Source organism: Saccharopolyspora galaxeae, assembly GCF_016526145.1.
Taxonomy (GTDB): Bacteria; Actinomycetota; Actinomycetes; order Mycobacteriales; family Pseudonocardiaceae; genus Saccharopolyspora_C; species Saccharopolyspora_C galaxeae.
The window spans coordinates 574,849-590,526 of record NZ_JADDUE010000001.1; the positions used below are offsets into that span (position 1 = coordinate 574,849).

Genomic DNA, 15,678 nt, shown 5'->3' on the forward strand with positions numbered 1-15,678 from the left:
GACGCGGCCGCGGCTTCGACGCCAGGGGGCGGTGTGGATCACGCGGGTCGCTGTGCGCAGGTGAAAGCGCGTTGCGTGCTGATTCGTGCCGGATGCGTGAGCGGCGGCTCGGCCGGGTGGCGGCCGCGGCCGGGCGAGTCGGCGGAGCCCGGTGGCAGAAACGGGCCGCAAATTAAGGATGCCGGAGCGGACCGGCGCCCCCGAAGCGCCGGTGCCGCTCCGGCACCGCACCGCAAGGCGCCTCCCCGTTGGCGCCGAGCGGTCCCCGAGGTGGGTCCGTGCACCCCCCGACGGCACACGGGACCCGGGGTTGCCCGCTGCCCGCGGCGAAGCGGGAGCGGACGTCTGTGAAGACGGAGTCGATCGACGGGTTGTTACGCGGTCACCAGTGTAATTGGGCTCACACGAACTACGTAGCCGCTATTGGAGGACATTGGTCTGCGATTTGCTCACGCAGAGTCACATCCCTGCCTGGGCGGGCTTCACTCGGCCGGTGCGCCCCGCCTGTCGTCGATCGACATCCGGGCGCCCATCAGCTCACCCAGCCCGCGGTACGGATCGCCGCGCTCCTCGGAATCCCCGCTGCTGCGCACGATCAACTCCGGGATGTCGTTCGGACCCTGCTGCACGGCGTCCTGCTGCACCGTCGACATCGACGCGTCGTCCAAGTACAGCTCCAGCGTCAGCGACCAGCCGGAACGTTCCTGCACCAGCGTCGCGACCGCCACGTCGCGGCTGTCGATCCATTGCGCGTCGGCCTGCTCCCGCAACCGCTGCACCGGGGTCTCCGAGAGCTCGCAGAGCTCCTCGTTCTCCGCCTTCCGCAGCCGCCCGACCGCGCCGGCCAGCAGCCGCTTCGCCGGGCTGGCCGCGCTCGGCACCAGCACCAGGCCCCGGTCGGTGACCACCATGTCGAACCGCCCGCCCGCGTACTGCACCGGGCTGACGACCCCGGAGATCGACGGGTCCGGGTCGTCCGCGGGCTCCCGGTAGTGCTGCAACGGCACGCCCAGATCCACCAGCGCCCGATGCAATCCGGGCACCAGCCGCGGGTCCTGCACCGCCGGGCGCACCAGCCGGTCCGGGTCCAGCGGGTGCCCGGTGGACAGCCGCACCACCGACTCGCCCGCCCAGTCCAGTTCGTGCTGCGCGCGCCCGGCGCACACCAGCGCGTCCACCACCGCGCCGCCGAGCAGCTCGGTGAGGGTGTCCACCACGGCCTCGTCCAGCTTCTCCGGGCTCAGGCCCGGATTGAGCACCGGGTTGATCAGGTCGGCGCGCTGGTCGCGGTGGATCGCGGCCAGCACTCCGCCGATCGCGGGCTGGCAGTCCAGGCCGCTCTGGCGCACCGCCGAAGCCAGCAGCCCGGCCTGCCGCGCGACCGCCGCGGCGCCCGCCTTGCGCGCCAGGTCCGGCCAGGGCAGCCGCGGGCCGAGACCGTCGACCAGCAACCGGTCCTCCAGCGCGGGAACCGTCTCGCGCGGTTCCCGCAGCAGCGCGAACGCGGGCCGGTCGTCGGGATCGCGGTCGCCGCCGCGCAGCCGCTTCATCGCCTCCACCCGTTTCCGGGTGGACGGGCGCACGCCGCGTTCTTCGGCGATCGCCTGCTTGACGCGCTCGGACAGCTCCGGTTTGCGCTCCGGGTGGTCCATGAAAGCCCGGAAGCCCAGCAGCAGGTCCGGGGTGTGCTCCACCTTGGCGGCCATCGTGAGGTACTCCTCGGCGTAGGCGCGCCACCCGAATTCGACGGCCTGCACCTTCCGCAACGAGGTCACCGCGGCCCGCTTGCCCGCCGCCTGCACGGCGATGGTGTCCGCGCCGAACCACAGGTTCGCTCCCGGATCGCCCGCCACCGCCGCGTACGCGCGGGCGTAGCCGGTGAACAGCCACTTCGCCGGGCCGCCGGTGAGCCCTTCAGCGGTGCGCAGCACGCTGGTCCGGACCCGGTCGGCCAGCACCACCAGCCGGCCGGCGCCGACGGTGCGGCCGAGCTCGCGCGCCGCGACGGCCCGCAGATCGCTCGCCGACAACCCGGCCAGCAGCGGCAACCCGATCTCCAGGTAGCGCGCCCGCACCCGCAGGCCCAGCAGCGCGGTGTCCTCGCGCAGCAGCGACCCCGGCTCCGAGGTGATCCGCACTTCGTCCGGGGGCTGCGCGCCGGAACCGGTGCAGACGGTGTCGATCACCTTCCAGACCTTCGGCTGCTCCGCGCGCTTGAGCGCGACTCCGCGCGGGATCTCTTGGCTGCGCAGCACCGTGCGCAGGCCGATGCCGACCACGGCGGCGACCACGAAAGCGGCCAGCCCGGCTCGCGCGCCGAGTCCGATGTCGGCGCGCACGGTGTAAGCGGTGATGCCCAGCAGGCCGAGCACCACGGCCAGTGGGAAGGCGAAGAAGCCGATGTGCAACGCCAGCGCCAGGGCGGCGCGCCAGGGGCCACGCACGGGAACTCCAGCTCGAAGTAGACGCGCACCCCGGGGTGCGCGGGCGGACTTGGCGGACTGCTGCTGCGAGGTCACTCCATCAAGATCACGTCCACGGTCGCGCCCGCGGGTAGCGAAGTCGTCTCCTCCGGCACCTCGAGCAGGCTGTTCGCCCCGGCCATCGCGGAGAGCAGGTGCGAGCCGGGTCCGCCGTGCGGGGTCACCGTCGCGGTCGCCGGGTCGAACACCGCTCTGCGGTACTGCCGCCTGCCCGCCGAGGTCTTCTCCAGCGGTTCGGTCAGCACGGCCTGCCTCGTCGGCCGCTGGTTGCGGTGGTGCCCGGCCGCCGAACGCAGCGCCGGGCGCACGAAGATCTCGAACGACACCATGGAGCTGACCGGGTTGCCGGGCAGCGTCACCACCGCGGGGCCGTCCCGGTAGCGCCCGCAGCCCTGCGGCATCCCCGGCTGCATCGCGACCTTGGTGAACTCCACGCCGTTGCCCGCCAGCGCGTCCTTGACCACCTCGTACGCCCCGGCGCTGACCCCGCCGGAGGTGAGGATCAGGTCGGTGGTCTCCAGGTGCGGCTGCAGCGCGGCGTGGAACGAGTCCACGTCGTCGGGCACGAACCGCAGCAGCTGCGCCTCGCCGCCGGCCTCGCGCACCGCAGCGGCCAGCATCAGCCCGTTGGACTCGTAGATCTGCCCGGCGCGCAGCGGCGAACCCGGTTCCACGAGTTCCGACCCGGTGGACAGCACCAGGACCCGCACCGGCCGCCGCACCGGCAGCCGCGCGGCGCCGACGGCCGCGGCGATGCCGAGCTGCGCCGGGCCCAGGGACACTCCGGCGTGGAGCACCGCCGTGCCGACCTGCACGTCCTCCCCGGCTCGGCGCAGGTGCGCACCGGGTTGCACGGAGGCGTGCAGGCGCACCTCGGAGGTCCCGGCGTCGGTGCGTTCCACCGGTACGACCGCGTCCGCTCCCGCGGGCATCTGCGCGCCGGTCATGATCCGGTGCGCGGTGCCGGGCTGCAGCGGCGGGCTGTCGATCCGGCCTGCCGGGACGTCTTCGCTGACCGGCAGCGTCACCGGGTCGTCCGGGCCCGCTTCGGCCACGTCCACCGAGCGGACCGCGTAACCGTCCATCGCGGAGTTGTCGAACGGTGGCAGCGGGATCGCCGCCACCAGGTCTTCGGCCAGCGCCAGGTCCAGGCAGTCCGCCAGCGGGCGGGACTCGGCGCGGGCCGGGGGCAGCAGGGTGGCGATCCGCGCCTGGTGTTCGGGCACCGGGGTCAACCCGGATGGTCCAGTTGCTTGGGGCACGCCCCGATCATCGGTCATGGGGTGCCGCGCTGTCGCCACCGGCGTGCCAAAAGCGACTTGCGCCGCTGGGCTCCGGGGCCGCGGTGGATCGCGCCGCTTCGGTGGGTGATGGTTCGTGCGCGTTTCGCTTCCGCTTCGGGCGATCGTCGGCTCGGTGCTGTGGCCGTTGCGTAGCAACGGCGCGTCCGCATCGGCGACCGGTGCCGGGTGTCCTCATTGGAAACCGGCGTTGGGCGTCCTCATAGGCGACCGGCGCTTGGTGTCCTTATAGGCGACCGGCGCTGGGCGCCCTCATGGCAAACTGCCTCCGACCGCGCGGCGACCGGAGGAGGGCATGTGCAGGTACGAACCCGTCACACGCCGTCGTTCGGGGTCGCCAGGCTGCTGCTCGCGCCCGGCGAGCCGGTCCGGATCGCGGCCGGTTCGATGCTGGCCACCAGCTACGGCGTCGTGGTCGAAGCGCGCACCGGTGGCGGCCTGCTCAAGTCGCTGACCAGGGGAGCGTTCGGCGGCGACGCGGCGGTGACCACCTGCACGGCCGGGCAACAGGGCGGTTGGGTCGACGTGGCGGGGCCGTTGCCCGGCGACCTCAACGTGCTCGAGCTGGACGGGCGCGGCTGGTGCGTCGCGCGCGGTGCCTGGCTCGCCTCCGGCGGGACGACGCACAGCGACGACCAGTGGCCCGGGTTCAACAACCTCTTCGGCGGTGAGCCCGGATTCCTCAGCCACGTCAGCGGACCGGGTCCGGTGGTGCTGGCCTGCTACGGCGCGTTGGACGTGATGACCTTGCAGCCCGGTGAGTTCGTCACCGTCGATCCGGGGCACGTGGTGGCCTACGCGGATGCGGTGCAGACCCGGTTGCGCCAGGCCGGTCAGGGCGTGCCGCAGTCGATGCGCACCGGGGAGGGGCTGGTGTTCGATTTCGCCGGCCCGGGACAGGTGCTGGTGCAGACGCGGGATCCCCGCGGTCTGGCGTCCTGGTTGCAGGCGCAGGGTTCCGCGGGCCGTTCCTGACCGCTCGAATGCGGTGCTGCAAATGATCACCGTTTCGCGCATTGCGCGGTGCTGCACGGCCGGTGTTCGTCCGTCTCGAGAATCTCCGTTCGGCGGAATATGCCGCGGCGGTGGTCCGCGGGAAAGGCTTATCCGATGTATCCGATGACGGTGCGTGCTGCATAAATACACCCGTTCGGCCCAGCATTTCGCGGAAAAGTCGCAATGGTGAACGGCGGACGAATCGCGCCTTCTCGGGTAGCGTGACCCCTGCTCCAGCGGCGCTTTCGGGAGCGCCGTGCATCATTGTTTCCACTAGGAGGACGCCGTGGCGGTCGGCACGGTCAAATGGTTCAACTCGGAAAAGGGCTACGGCTTCATCGCCACCGACGGTGGTTCCGATGTGTTCGTGCACTACACCTCGATCAACATGTCCGGTTTCCGCACCCTTTCGGAAGGCGACCGGGTCGAATTCGAGGTGAAACCGGGGCGCGACGGCCGAACCCAGGCGGACGGCGTCCGCAAGGTCTGAGGCGCGCACTGCGGGCCCGGCTCCGGATCGGGGCCGGGCCGCGTGCTGTCCGGCGAATTCGCGCCGCCCGCGATTCGGTTCCCGGGCATTCGGTGCTCGATTCGCCGCCGGTCCGGTCCTGGTCTGGTCCGCTGGGCCGATCCGTTGCTGAGCGGATCCGCCTGCTGGGTCGGTTTGCCTGCTGGGCCGGTTTGCCTGCTGGCCGGTTTGCTGCTGGGCCGATCCGACGACGCGCTCCCGGAACCCGCAGACGTCGCTGATCGCCGACCGTTAGGCTCCCCCGCGTGTCGGAAGACCTCACCGGACGCCGCCTCGGCCACTTCAAGATCGACGGGGTGCTGGGCCGCGGCGGGATGAGCGTGCTCTACCGCGCCACCGATACCCGCCTGGGCCGCAAGGTCGCGCTCAAGGTCATGGGCGAGCACATCACCGGTGATGCCGAGTTCCGCGAGCGGTTCGTCGACGAGGCCCGCAACACCTCCGCCATCGACCACGCGAACGTCGTGCCGCTGTACGACTTCGGCGAGATCGACGGGATGCTCTACATCGCGATGCGGCTGGTCGACGGGTCCGACCTGGCCAGCCTGATCAAGGACGGCCCGATCTCGCCGTACCGCGCGGTGGAACTGCTCAGCCAGGTAGCCGAGGCGCTGGACATGCTGCACGAGCGCGGGCTGGTGCACCTGGACCTCAAACCGGCGAACGTGCTGGTGACCTCGCGGGAGTCCGCGGGCGAGCACGTGTACCTCGCGGATTTCGGGCTGACCCGCCGCGGCGCTACCGGGCACCGCACCAGCTCCGGCGACTTCCTCGGTTCGCCGACCTACGCCGCGCCGGAGCACCTGCGCGGCGAGCCGGTCGACGGACGCACCGATCTCTACGCGCTGTGCTGCATGCTGTTCGCCTGCCTGACCGGCCGCCCGCCCTTCCAGGGCGACGTGCAGGAGGTCATCCAGGGTCACTTGAACGCCGAGCCGCCGTCCGCGACGGCGCTGCTGTCGCTGCCGGCGGGGATCGACGCCGTGCTGCGCAACGGCATGTCGAAGAAGCCGGACCAGCGCTACGACGACTGCCGGAAGCTGATGGCGGCCGCGAAGGAAGTGCTGGCGCAGTCCGGGGATGCGCGCACGAAGCGCACCATGCCCGCGGTCGGGCCGCCTTCCGGTCCGCAGCCCGCGCAACCCGGCCCGGTGCCGAACCAGGGCGGACCGGGTTCGGCACCGCCGGTGGCTCCCGGGCCGTTCGGGCCGTCCTACCCGCAGCAGGGCGGTCGGCATCCGGGCGGGCAGCCTCCGGGCTCGCAGCCTCCGGTGAGCCCTCCGGGTGTGCAGCCGCCGGGTGCCCAGCATCCCGGTGCCCAGCCGCAGCCTCCGGGCGTCCGACCTCCCGGTGCCCGGCCGCCGGGAACCCAGCCGCCGGGCGGCGAACCGGTCCGGCTGCGGCCGCCGATGCCCGCGCAGGGCTCGCCGTTCGCGGCCAAGCGGACCGGCGGCACGGCGAAGTGGCTGGTGCCGCTGCTGATCGCGGTGGCTGTTGTCGTGCTCGCGGTCCTGTTCATCGCGATGGCGGTCTCGTCGGGCGGTTCCGGCGGCGGCCCGTCCGGCGGTTCACCGCCGTCCTCGTCGTACAACAGCACCGAACTGCCCACCGAGGTCCCCACGGTCGGCGGCTGAACGGCCTGATCACCTGGGCGAACCCGATGCGCCCGCTCGATCGGGCGAAAAGCGGTCTGCGCCGGAGCGGAGCGGGCGAGCGGCTTGCACTCGATGTGTGTGAGTGCTAAACCTGGATCTGGCACTCAGCGCAGTTGAGTGCCAGGTCGGGACGGTGAGGCCGTCGCGCCGGTGCCACACGACGGTGCCGCCGCGTCCGGTCGTCCGTCGCGGGCACCGAGCCTGGCCGAGCACAGAGTCCTGCCACGGGGTGAACATCCCCCGCGTGGCGTCCAGACAGGTGGAGGACCACACCGCAATGGCCAAGATGATCGCGTTCGACGAGGAAGCCCGCCGCGGCCTTGAGCGCGGCATGAACACCCTCGCCGACGCCGTCAAGGTGACGCTCGGGCCGAGGGGCCGCAACGTCGTGCTCGAAAAGAAGTGGGGCGCGCCGACCATCACCAACGACGGCGTCTCCATCGCCAAGGAGATCGAGCTCGAGGACGCCTGGGAGAAGATCGGCGCCGAGCTCGTCAAGGAAGTGGCGAAGAAGACCGACGACGTCGCCGGTGACGGCACGACGACCGCCACCGTGCTGGCCCAGGCGCTGGTGCGCGAGGGTCTGCGCAACGTGGCGGCAGGCGCCAGCCCGATCGCCCTCAAGCGGGGCATCGAGAAGGCCACCGAGGCGATCGCCGAGCAGCTGCTCAAGAACGCCAAGGAGATCGAGACCAAGGACCAGATCGCCGCCACCGCGGGGATCTCGGCCGGCGACCGCCAGATCGGCGAGCTCATCGCCGAGGCGATGGACAAGGTCGGCAAGGAAGGCGTCATCACCGTCGAGGAGAGCAACACCTTCGGGCTCGAGCTCGAGCTCACCGAGGGGATGCGCTTCGACAAGGGCTACATCTCCCCGTACTTCGTGACCGACACGGAGCGGATGGAGGCGTCCCTCGACGACCCGTACATCCTGCTGCTGAGCAGCAAGATCTCGAACATCAAGGACCTGCTCCCGCTGCTGGAGAAGGTCATGCAGTCGAACAAGCCGCTGCTGATCATCTCGGAGGACGTCGAGGGCGAGGCCCTGTCCACCCTGGTGGTCAACAAGATCCGCGGCACGTTCAAGTCGGTCGCGGTCAAGGCCCCCGGCTTCGGCGACCGCCGCAAGGCGATGCTGCAGGACATGGCGATCCTGACCGGCGGCCAGGTGATCTCCGAGGAGGTCGGCCTGAAGCTGGAGAGCGCCGACCTGCCGCTGCTGGGCCAGGCGCGCAAGGTCGTCGTCACCAAGGACGAGACCACCATCGTCGAGGGCGCCGGCGACGACGAGCAGATCGCCGGCCGGGTCAACGAGATCCGCGCCGAGATCGACCGCTCGGACTCCGACTACGACCGCGAGAAGCTGCAGGAGCGGCTGGCCAAGCTGGCCGGCGGCGTGGCCGTGATCAAGGCCGGTGCGGCGACCGAGGTCGAGCTCAAGGAGCGCAAGCACCGGATCGAGGACGCGGTCCGCAACGCCAAGGCCGCCGTCGAGGAGGGCGTCGTCGCTGGTGGCGGCGTTTCCCTGCTGCAGGCGACCGTGGCCGCGTTCGACGACCTCAAGCTGGAGGGCGACGAGGCGACCGGCGCGAACAGCGTCCGGCTGGCCGTCGAGGGCCCGCTCAAGCAGATCGCCATCAACGCCGGCCTCGAGGGCGGCGTCGTGGCGGAGAAGGTCAAGGGCCTCGCCCCCGGCCACGGCCTCAACGCCGCGACCGGCGAGTACGAGGACCTGCTGGCCGCGGGCGTCACCGACCCGGCCAAGGTCACCCGCTCGGCGCTGCAGAACGCCGCGTCGATCGCCGCGCTGTTCCTGACCACCGAGGCCGTGGTCGCGGACAAGCCGGAGAAGGAGGCGGCCGGTGCCGCCGCCGGTGGTGGCGACCCGATGGGTGGCATGGGCGGCATGATGTGACGACCGCCGTGCCCGGGCGGCAGCGTCCGCGCTGACGCCCGCACCGCACGCGAGGAGGGCCGTTCCCGTTCGGGGAGCGGCCCTTCGTCGTGTCCGGCCCCTTTCCGGTCGGTTCCGGAGGTCGTGCGTCGTCGCGTCGCGCGGCGTTGCGCTGGGTACGTTGTGCTGGGCGTTCGGCGCCGCCGCCCGGTGGTGGCGGGCAGCGGCCCGGCGATGATCGTGGCGGGACCGCGTCAGCCCGCGGCCGCCCGGACCGGGATGTGATCTCCTGGTATCCGCACGTGCCAGGTCGAAGGAGGTTCGGACGGCATGTCCTTTCCGTTGCGCCGGCTCGCCGGTCCGGTGGCCGCACTGATCAGCGCGGCGATGCTCGCCGCGGGCTGCACCGCCGGTGCCCCGCCGGAGCAGGCACCGCCCGGGAACGAAGAGGTCTCCGGGCCGGACTCCTTCCCGGCCGAAGGCGTTCCGCAGGTGGTGCCGCAGCCGCAGAAGATGGAACGGCTCGGTGACGACGTCGCGGTGCGCGGCAAGGTCGAGCTGGTGCTGGACCCGCTGGTCGACCGGCAGACCCGGGACTTGGCCGAGAACGTGCTGCGCTCGGCCGGGGCCTCCGAGGTCGTGGTGCGGCCGCCGGGGCCGCCGGTGCAGGACGCCACGCTGCGGGTGCGCATCGGCGACCGGAGCTCGCCCGGCGTGACGAAGGGCTTGCAGGACAACTACTGGGGTTCGCCGTCGCCGCTGCCCGCCGAGGGCTACGTGTTCGCCGCGTCCGGCGGCAAGGACTCGGTGATCCTCGGCGCGTCCGATCCCGCAGGCGCCTACTACGCGGTGCAGACGATGCGGCAACTCACCTCGCCGGGCCGGATCGCCGGGGTCGGCGTGGTGGACCAGCCGAACATGCCGCTGCGCGGTTCGATCGAGGGCTTCTACGGCACCCCGTGGACGCACGCCGAGCGGATGGACCAGCTGGCCTTCTACGGCGACGTCAAGTTCAACACCTACATCTACGCGCCGAAGGACGACCCGTTCCACCGGGAGCGCTGGCGCGAGCCGTACCCGCCGGACAAGCTCGGGCAGGTGCGGGAGCTGATCGGGCAGGCGGGCGCGCACCACGTGAACTTCACGTTCGCGCTCTCGCCGGGGAACTCGATCTGCTTCAGCGACCCGGCGGACTTCCAGGCGCTGCAGGACAAGCTGCAGACCATGTACGACTCCGGGGTGCGGGACTTCTCGGTGCCGTTCGACGACATCTCCTACACCCGCTGGAACTGCGGGCAGGACCAGGCGCGCTACGGCCCGCCGAACGAGGCCGCCGCCGGCCGGGCGCAGAAGGATCTGCTCAACCGGGTGCAGCGGGAGTTCATCGACACCCATCCCGGCGCGCGTCCGGTGCAGACCGTGCCGACGGAGTACTCCGACCTGGACGAGTCGCCTTACAAGACGGCGCTGAGCGAGGGGCTCGACCCGCGCGTGGTGCTGATGTGGACCGGCGACGGCGTGATCCCCAAGCAGATCACCGTCTCCGACGCCGAGCAGGCCGCCCAGCTCTGGGGCCGCAAGGTGTACCTGTGGGACAACTACCCGGTCAACGACTTCAAGAAGGCGCAGGGCAGGCTGCTGCTCGGGCCGTACGACCGGCGCGAGCCGGGGCTGAGCCGGCACCTCGTCGGCGATGCGGTGAACCCGATGAACCAGGCCGCGGCCAGCAAGGTCGTCGAGACCGGCGCTGCGGACTTCGCCTGGAACGACGACGACTTCGACCCGCAGCGGGCGCATCGCGCGGCGGCGCGCTACCTGGCGACGGATCCGGCCGCGGTGCTGCGGCCGGACTCGGCGGCGAACCCGGACCTGGTGCGGGCGCTGCTGGTGTTCTTCGACCTGAACAACATGTCGCCGCTGGCCAGCGGCAAGCCGTGGCAGCCACCGGCACCGGAGCTGGCCAGGCGCATCGACGAGTTCCGCGCCACGTGGGGCAGCGGGGACAACCAGGCGGCGCTGGCCGAGCTGCGCGACTACGCGCAGCAGGTCGCGCAGGCCCCGGAGCGGATCAGGTCCGGGGCGCCGCAGGACTTCGTGTCCGACTCGGAGCCGTGGTTGCAGGCCGCCGACCTGTGGGGCGACGCGTTCGTGACCACTGTGGACGGTTTGCAGGCGCGGGCGGACGGCAACGAGGCGGTGGCCGGTGAGCGGTTCGCCGCCGCCGGTGCGCTGGCCGACCGGGCCGAGCAGGTGCAGACGGTGCCGGGCGAGCCGCGCACGCCGGGTCCGGTGAAGCTCGCCGACGGGGTGCTGGACACCTTCGTCCGGCAGGCGCCGCGGCTGAAGTGACCGCGGATCACTCCTGCGGAGCCAGCAGCCAGGCGGCGAGGTAGAGCACGATCCCGGTGCCGAAGCCGAGGATCGTTGCGGCCAGCAGCAGCACGCGGATCAGCGTCGGGTCGATGCCGAAGTACTCGGCCGCCCCGGCGCACACTCCGGCGACCATGCCGTTGCGGCTGCGGGTGAACCGGCGGTAGCCGCCGGATCCGGTGCTGCTCTCCGGTGCGGTGGGCGCTGCGATGTGCACGTTTTCGGTCATGCCGCCGACTCTGCTCCGCGGGAGTCCGCGGAACCTCCGGGCGTGCCCCGGATCGCTCCCTGACCCTTCGGCCGCGGGGTGGGGGACACCCCGGGGTTCGAGCCGTGGCGAACTGCGGGAGTCAGCCGACGGAGCGGCGGCGCACGTCGGTGAGGTCGGTGCCGTTCTGCTCCCACCGGTCGTAGAGCACGTCCTTGCCGTAGCGGGACACCAGCTGCGCCTCGCCGCGCGTGATCGGCAGCAGCGTGATCAGCTGCAGCACCGGCCTGCCGTCCCCGTCGAGCAGCACGTCGAACTCGTCGGCGAAGTACGGGTGCGGAGCTGCCAGCGCCCCGGCGATCTCCGTTTCCGGCAGCAGCGCGCGATCGTTCATGATCAGCGCGCCGTAGCCGACGCGGCTGGCCGATTCGGTGAGCAGTTCCGCGATCACTCCGGTCAGGTGCTTGCCGTGCAGTTCCTGGGCGGCGTGCACGGTGCACAGCAACTCCTGCGGCAGCGGGGCGCCCGCGGTGTGCTCGCGCAGGCCGCTGGTCAGCACGGTCACGTGCGAGCCGTCGTGGCCGTCGCAGTAGACGAGGTGGTAGCCGCGGTCCCTGCCGCCGGTTTCCCTGCTGTCCGCGCCCCGGACCCTCCCGGCGTAGCGCTCGATGTGCCCCGGGAACCCGTCGAACCGGCTCATGCCCGCACCTCCGCGAAGGATCATCGCACGGCCCGGCGTGATCACCGCGGGGCTGGTGCGCTCGCATACGCTCGCGGCATGGCGGACGACGATGAGGCGCTGGACGTGGGCTCGCCGGCCGAGGTGGCCGCGGCGTTGGACGGGACGGGCTACCTGCCCGATGAGGGCATCGCCACGGCCGCGTTCCTGGCGCTGAAGATGCGCCGCCCGCTGCTGTGCGAGGGCGAGCCCGGTACCGGCAAGACCGCGCTGGCGCAGGCGCTGGCGAGCGCGCTGGGCGTGGAGCTGATCCGGTTGCAGTGCCACGAGGGCATCGACGCCGCGCAGGCGCTCTACGACTGGGACTTCCCGCGCCAGCTGCTGCATCTGCGCACGCTGGAGGCGGCTTCCGGCGGCTCGCTGGATCCGGAGTCGGCGGAGTCCTCCCTCTACACCCAGCGCTTCCTGCTGTCCCGGCCGCTGCTGCGGGCGCTGCGGGAGTCGCCGTGCGTGCTGCTGGTCGACGAGATCGACCGCGCCGACGACGAGTTCGAGGCGTTCCTGCTGGAGGTGCTGTCCGAGTACGCGGTGAGCATCCCGGAGTACGGCGAGGTGCGGGCGACCGTGCCGCCGGTCGTGCTGCTCACCTCGAACCGCACCCGCGAGGTGCACGACGCGCTCAAGCGCCGCTGCCTCTACCACTGGCTCGACCACCCGGATCTGGAACGGGAGGTCGCGATCCTGCGCCGCCGGCTGCCCGGGCTGGACGAGCGGCTGGCCGAGCAGGTGGCCTCGGCGGTGCGGCGGATGCGGGAGCTGGAACTGCTCAAGCCACCGGGCGTGGCCGAGGCGCTGGACTGGGCGCAGGCGCTGCTGGCCCTGGGCAACGGCGAGCTCGGGCCGGAGGCCGCGGCGGTGACGCTCGGCGCGGTGCTGAAGTACCGCGAAGACGCCGAACGGGTGCGCGCGGCCGGACTCCTCGACAGCAGCGGCTGAAGCGGCGCCGCCGGACTACGCAGACCACTCCCTAGCACCCACCCGACCTCGGTGGGAGGGCACGTCCATCACTCGATCCACTACCCACCGGAACGGCAGAATGGGTGCATGGACACCGTTGCCGGTCTCGTCGGGTTCGCCCGTGCGCTGCGGTACTCGGGCATGTCGTGCGGCCCTGCGCGGGTCGAGGCGTTCCTGGCCGCGACCGGGCACACCGGGCTGCACGACCGGTCCGGCGTGTACTGGGCGGGGCGGTTGACGCTGTGCGCCGACCCGGAGGACCTGGACCGCTACGACGCGGCGTTCGCCGCCTGGTTCGGCGAGTCCGAGATGCCCGGGCTCGGCGAAGCGCCGAGCATCCGGCAGCGCACCAAGATCGCCGCGCTGAGCTCCGGAGACGGCGACGAGGAGTCCGACTCCGACCCGATCAAGGCCGCGGCCAGCGAGGACGAGGTGCTCCGGCACCGGGACCTCGCCGATCTCAGCGAGGCCGAGCGCGAGCACCTGCGCCGGATGCTCGCCGTGCTGCGCCCCGAACCGCCGGCACGAGCGGCCGTGCGGCGTCACCGCTCCCGCCGCGGACCGCTGGATTCCCGCGCGACGATGCGGGAAATGCTGCGGGCCGGTGGTGAGCCGCTGCGCCTGGCGCGGCACCGCAAGGCGCGCAGGCCGCGCCGGGTGGTGCTGCTGATCGACGTTTCCGGCTCGATGGCCCCGTACGCCGACGCGCTGCTGCGGTTCGCGCACGTGGTGGTTCGCCGCACCCCGGCGAGCACCGAAGTCTTCACGCTGGGCACCAGGATGACCCGGGTGAGCAGGCAGCTGCGCCAGCGCGACCCGGAGCACGCGCTGCACGCGGCGTCGAAGGCGGTGCCGGACTTCTCCGGCGGAACCAGGCTCGGCGAGACGCTGCGCGGGTTCCTGGACCGGTGGGGCCAGCGGGGCGTTGCCCGCGGTTCGGTCGTCGTGCTGTTCTCCGACGGCTGGGAACGCGGTGACGTGCAGCTGCTGGCCGAGCAGACGCACCGGTTGCGGCGGCTGGCGCGGGCGGTCATCTGGGCCAACCCGCACGCCGGTCATGCGGGATACGAGCCGGTGCAGTCCGGGATCGTGGCCGCCGCGCCGCACGTGGACGCCTTGGTGGCCGGGCACAGCCTCGACTCGTTGCAGCGGGTGTGGTCGCGGGTGCGGCGGTTCGGGAATTCCGGTGCGACCGCGAACGCTGACAAGCAAATGCCGCCGGAAGTTCCCGGTCGGCCGACAGCGGAGGTGGGCCGTGCGTGACGTGCTCGATGAGGTGGCCAAGCGCTGGGATTCCGGCGAACCGGTGGGGCTCGGCACGGTGGTGGCCACGTTCCGCTCGGCGCCGCGCCCGCCCGGTGCGGCGATGCTGGTGACCCCCGAGGGGGAGGCGGTCGGCAGCGTCTCCGGCGGTTGCGTGGAAGGCGCGGTCTACGAGCGGGCGACCGCGGTGCTCGACGGCGACCCCGCGGGCCTGCAGCGCTACGGCGTCAGCGACGACGACGCGTTCGCGGTCGGGCTGACCTGCGGCGGCATCCTCGACGTGTTCGTCGAGCGGATCGACCGGGAATCGTTCCCCGAGTTCGACGCGGTCGCCGATTCGGTGCGCGCGGAGGAACCGGTCGCGGTGACGACCGTGGTCGAGCATCCGGACCCCGCCCGGGTCGGAGCGCGCCTGCTGGTGTGGCGCGACCGCACCGGCGGCAGCCTGGGCGAGCGGCGGATGGACGACGCGGTGGCCGACGACGCGCGGGGGATGCTCGCCAGCGGCCGCAGCGGCGTCCTGGAGTACGGACCGGAGGGCCAGCGGCGCGGCGAAGGGATGCGGGTGTTCGTGAACTCCTTCGAGCCGCCGCCGCGAATGCTGGTGTTCGGCGCGATCGACTTCGCCGCCGCGATGGCGCGGATCGGCTCGTTCCTCGGCTACCGCGTGACGGTGTGCGACGCGCGGCCGGTGTTCGCCACGCACAGCCGGTTCCCCGGCGTGGACGACGTGGTGGTGGATTGGCCGCACCGCTACCTGGCCGCGGAGGCCGAGGCGGGGAGGCTGGACGAGCGGACCGCGGTCATGGTGCTCACGCACGACCCGAAGTTCGACGTGCCCGTGCTGGAGCTCGCGCTGCGGCACGACCTCGGCTACGTGGGCGCGATGGGTTCGCGGCGCACGCACGACGACCGGATGCAGCGGCTGCGCGAACAGGGCCTCGCGGAGGCGGAGCTGGCCAAGCTGTCCTCGCCGATCGGGTTGGATCTGGGTGCGCGCACACCGGAGGAGACCGCGGTGTCCATCGCGGCGGAACTGATCTCGCTGCGCTGGGGCGGCGCGGGAACCCGCCTCACCGAAACCGCGGGTCCCATCCACCGCTGAAGCACCGGCCGTCCCGGCGGAATCGTGCCGAGCTGGGAGTTCGGCGCGGCGCACTGCTCCGAACGGGCCATCCGCGGGCCGTCCGGGAGCTGATCGGTTCACCAGTCATGCGCCCGCGTGCGCGGCACGCCGCGGCCGCCGCACCCCGCGCGAGGTGGGGTTGCTCTTGGCGCGTACG

Annotated in this window: 12 protein-coding genes; 8 read left to right on the top strand and 4 right to left on the bottom strand. The window is 72.2% G+C overall.

The features are described 5' to 3' along the window. Positions 1-482: 482 nt before the first annotated feature. Complete coding sequence (locus INP57_RS02605; RefSeq protein WP_200068348.1) at positions 483-2,444, bottom strand: M48 family metallopeptidase; 1,962 nt, start codon at positions 2,442-2,444, stop codon at positions 483-485. Positions 2,445-2,515: 71 nt separating this feature from the next. Beyond that, on the bottom strand, positions 2,516-3,763 hold the full coding sequence (gene moeA / locus INP57_RS02610; RefSeq protein WP_200068349.1) for a molybdopterin molybdotransferase MoeA: 1,248 nt from the start codon (positions 3,761-3,763) through the stop codon (positions 2,516-2,518). 318 nt (positions 3,764-4,081) lie between these two features. Here moeA and INP57_RS02615 point away from each other — a divergent pair, with 318 nt between their 5' ends. The 5 genes from INP57_RS02615 (at position 4,082) to INP57_RS02635 (ending at position 11,207) form a co-directional block, all read left to right on the top strand. Then, positions 4,082-4,759, top strand: a complete 678-nt coding sequence (locus INP57_RS02615; RefSeq protein ID WP_200068350.1) for a TIGR00266 family protein — start codon at positions 4,082-4,084, stop codon at positions 4,757-4,759. A gap of 307 nt (positions 4,760-5,066) precedes the next feature. After that, the gene (locus INP57_RS02620) at positions 5,067-5,270 is read left to right on the top strand and encodes a cold-shock protein (RefSeq protein ID WP_200068351.1); all 204 of its coding nucleotides are present in this window, start codon (positions 5,067-5,069) and stop codon (positions 5,268-5,270) included. A 284-nt stretch (positions 5,271-5,554) separates the two neighbouring features. Next, positions 5,555-6,943: a serine/threonine protein kinase gene (locus tag INP57_RS02625; RefSeq protein WP_200068352.1), complete on the top strand. Its 1,389-nt coding sequence runs from the start codon at positions 5,555-5,557 to the stop codon at positions 6,941-6,943. 298 nt (positions 6,944-7,241) lie between these two features. Next, on the top strand, positions 7,242-8,879 hold the full coding sequence (groL, locus tag INP57_RS02630; RefSeq protein WP_200068698.1) for a chaperonin GroEL: 1,638 nt from the start codon (positions 7,242-7,244) through the stop codon (positions 8,877-8,879). Between the two features lie 309 nt (positions 8,880-9,188). After that, positions 9,189-11,207: a glycoside hydrolase family 84 protein gene (locus tag INP57_RS02635; protein ID WP_233626604.1), complete on the top strand. Its 2,019-nt coding sequence runs from the start codon at positions 9,189-9,191 to the stop codon at positions 11,205-11,207. A 7-nt stretch (positions 11,208-11,214) separates the two neighbouring features. On the opposite strand, the gene INP57_RS02640 is transcribed toward INP57_RS02635, so the two are convergent. Beyond that, positions 11,215-11,457: a PspC domain-containing protein gene (locus tag INP57_RS02640; RefSeq protein WP_200068353.1), complete on the bottom strand. Its 243-nt coding sequence runs from the start codon at positions 11,455-11,457 to the stop codon at positions 11,215-11,217. A 121-nt stretch (positions 11,458-11,578) separates the two neighbouring features. After that, positions 11,579-12,136: a suppressor of fused domain protein gene (locus INP57_RS02645; protein ID WP_200068354.1), complete on the bottom strand. Its 558-nt coding sequence runs from the start codon at positions 12,134-12,136 to the stop codon at positions 11,579-11,581. Positions 12,137-12,214: 78 nt separating this feature from the next. Here INP57_RS02645 and INP57_RS02650 point away from each other — a divergent pair, with 78 nt between their 5' ends. The 3 genes from INP57_RS02650 to INP57_RS02660 all read left to right on the top strand — a co-directional run bounded on the left by INP57_RS02650 (position 12,215) and on the right by INP57_RS02660 (position 15,500). Beyond that, positions 12,215-13,111 (top strand): AAA family ATPase, encoded by an 897-nt coding sequence (locus INP57_RS02650; protein ID WP_200068355.1) that lies wholly within the window; start codon positions 12,215-12,217, stop codon positions 13,109-13,111. Positions 13,112-13,219: 108 nt separating this feature from the next. After that, a complete protein-coding gene (locus INP57_RS02655; protein ID WP_200068356.1) occupies positions 13,220-14,395 on the top strand; it encodes a vWA domain-containing protein in 1,176 nt (391 codons plus the stop codon). After that, a complete protein-coding gene (locus INP57_RS02660) occupies positions 14,388-15,500 on the top strand; it encodes an XdhC family protein (protein WP_200068357.1) in 1,113 nt (370 codons plus the stop codon). The genes INP57_RS02655 and INP57_RS02660 overlap by 8 nt, the downstream gene beginning before the upstream one ends. Positions 15,501-15,678 lie beyond the last annotated feature (178 nt).

What these genes read in the sequence shown, in the direction of transcription:
- moeA (WP_200068349.1), bottom strand. Translation starts at nt 3,763, where the DNA reads ATGACCGATGATCGGGGCGTGCCCCAAGCAACTGGACCATCCGGGTTG.
- groL (WP_200068698.1), top strand. Translation starts at nt 7,242, where the DNA reads ATGGCCAAGATGATCGCGTTCGACGAGGAAGCCCGCCGCGGCCTTGAG.
- INP57_RS02635 (WP_233626604.1), top strand. Translation starts at nt 9,189, where the DNA reads ATGTCCTTTCCGTTGCGCCGGCTCGCCGGTCCGGTGGCCGCACTGATC.
- INP57_RS02640 (WP_200068353.1), bottom strand. Translation starts at nt 11,457, where the DNA reads ATGACCGAAAACGTGCACATCGCAGCGCCCACCGCACCGGAGAGCAGC.
- INP57_RS02645 (WP_200068354.1), bottom strand. Translation starts at nt 12,136, where the DNA reads ATGAGCCGGTTCGACGGGTTCCCGGGGCACATCGAGCGCTACGCCGGG.
- INP57_RS02650 (WP_200068355.1), top strand. Translation starts at nt 12,215, where the DNA reads ATGGCGGACGACGATGAGGCGCTGGACGTGGGCTCGCCGGCCGAGGTG.
- INP57_RS02655 (WP_200068356.1), top strand. Translation starts at nt 13,220, where the DNA reads ATGGACACCGTTGCCGGTCTCGTCGGGTTCGCCCGTGCGCTGCGGTAC.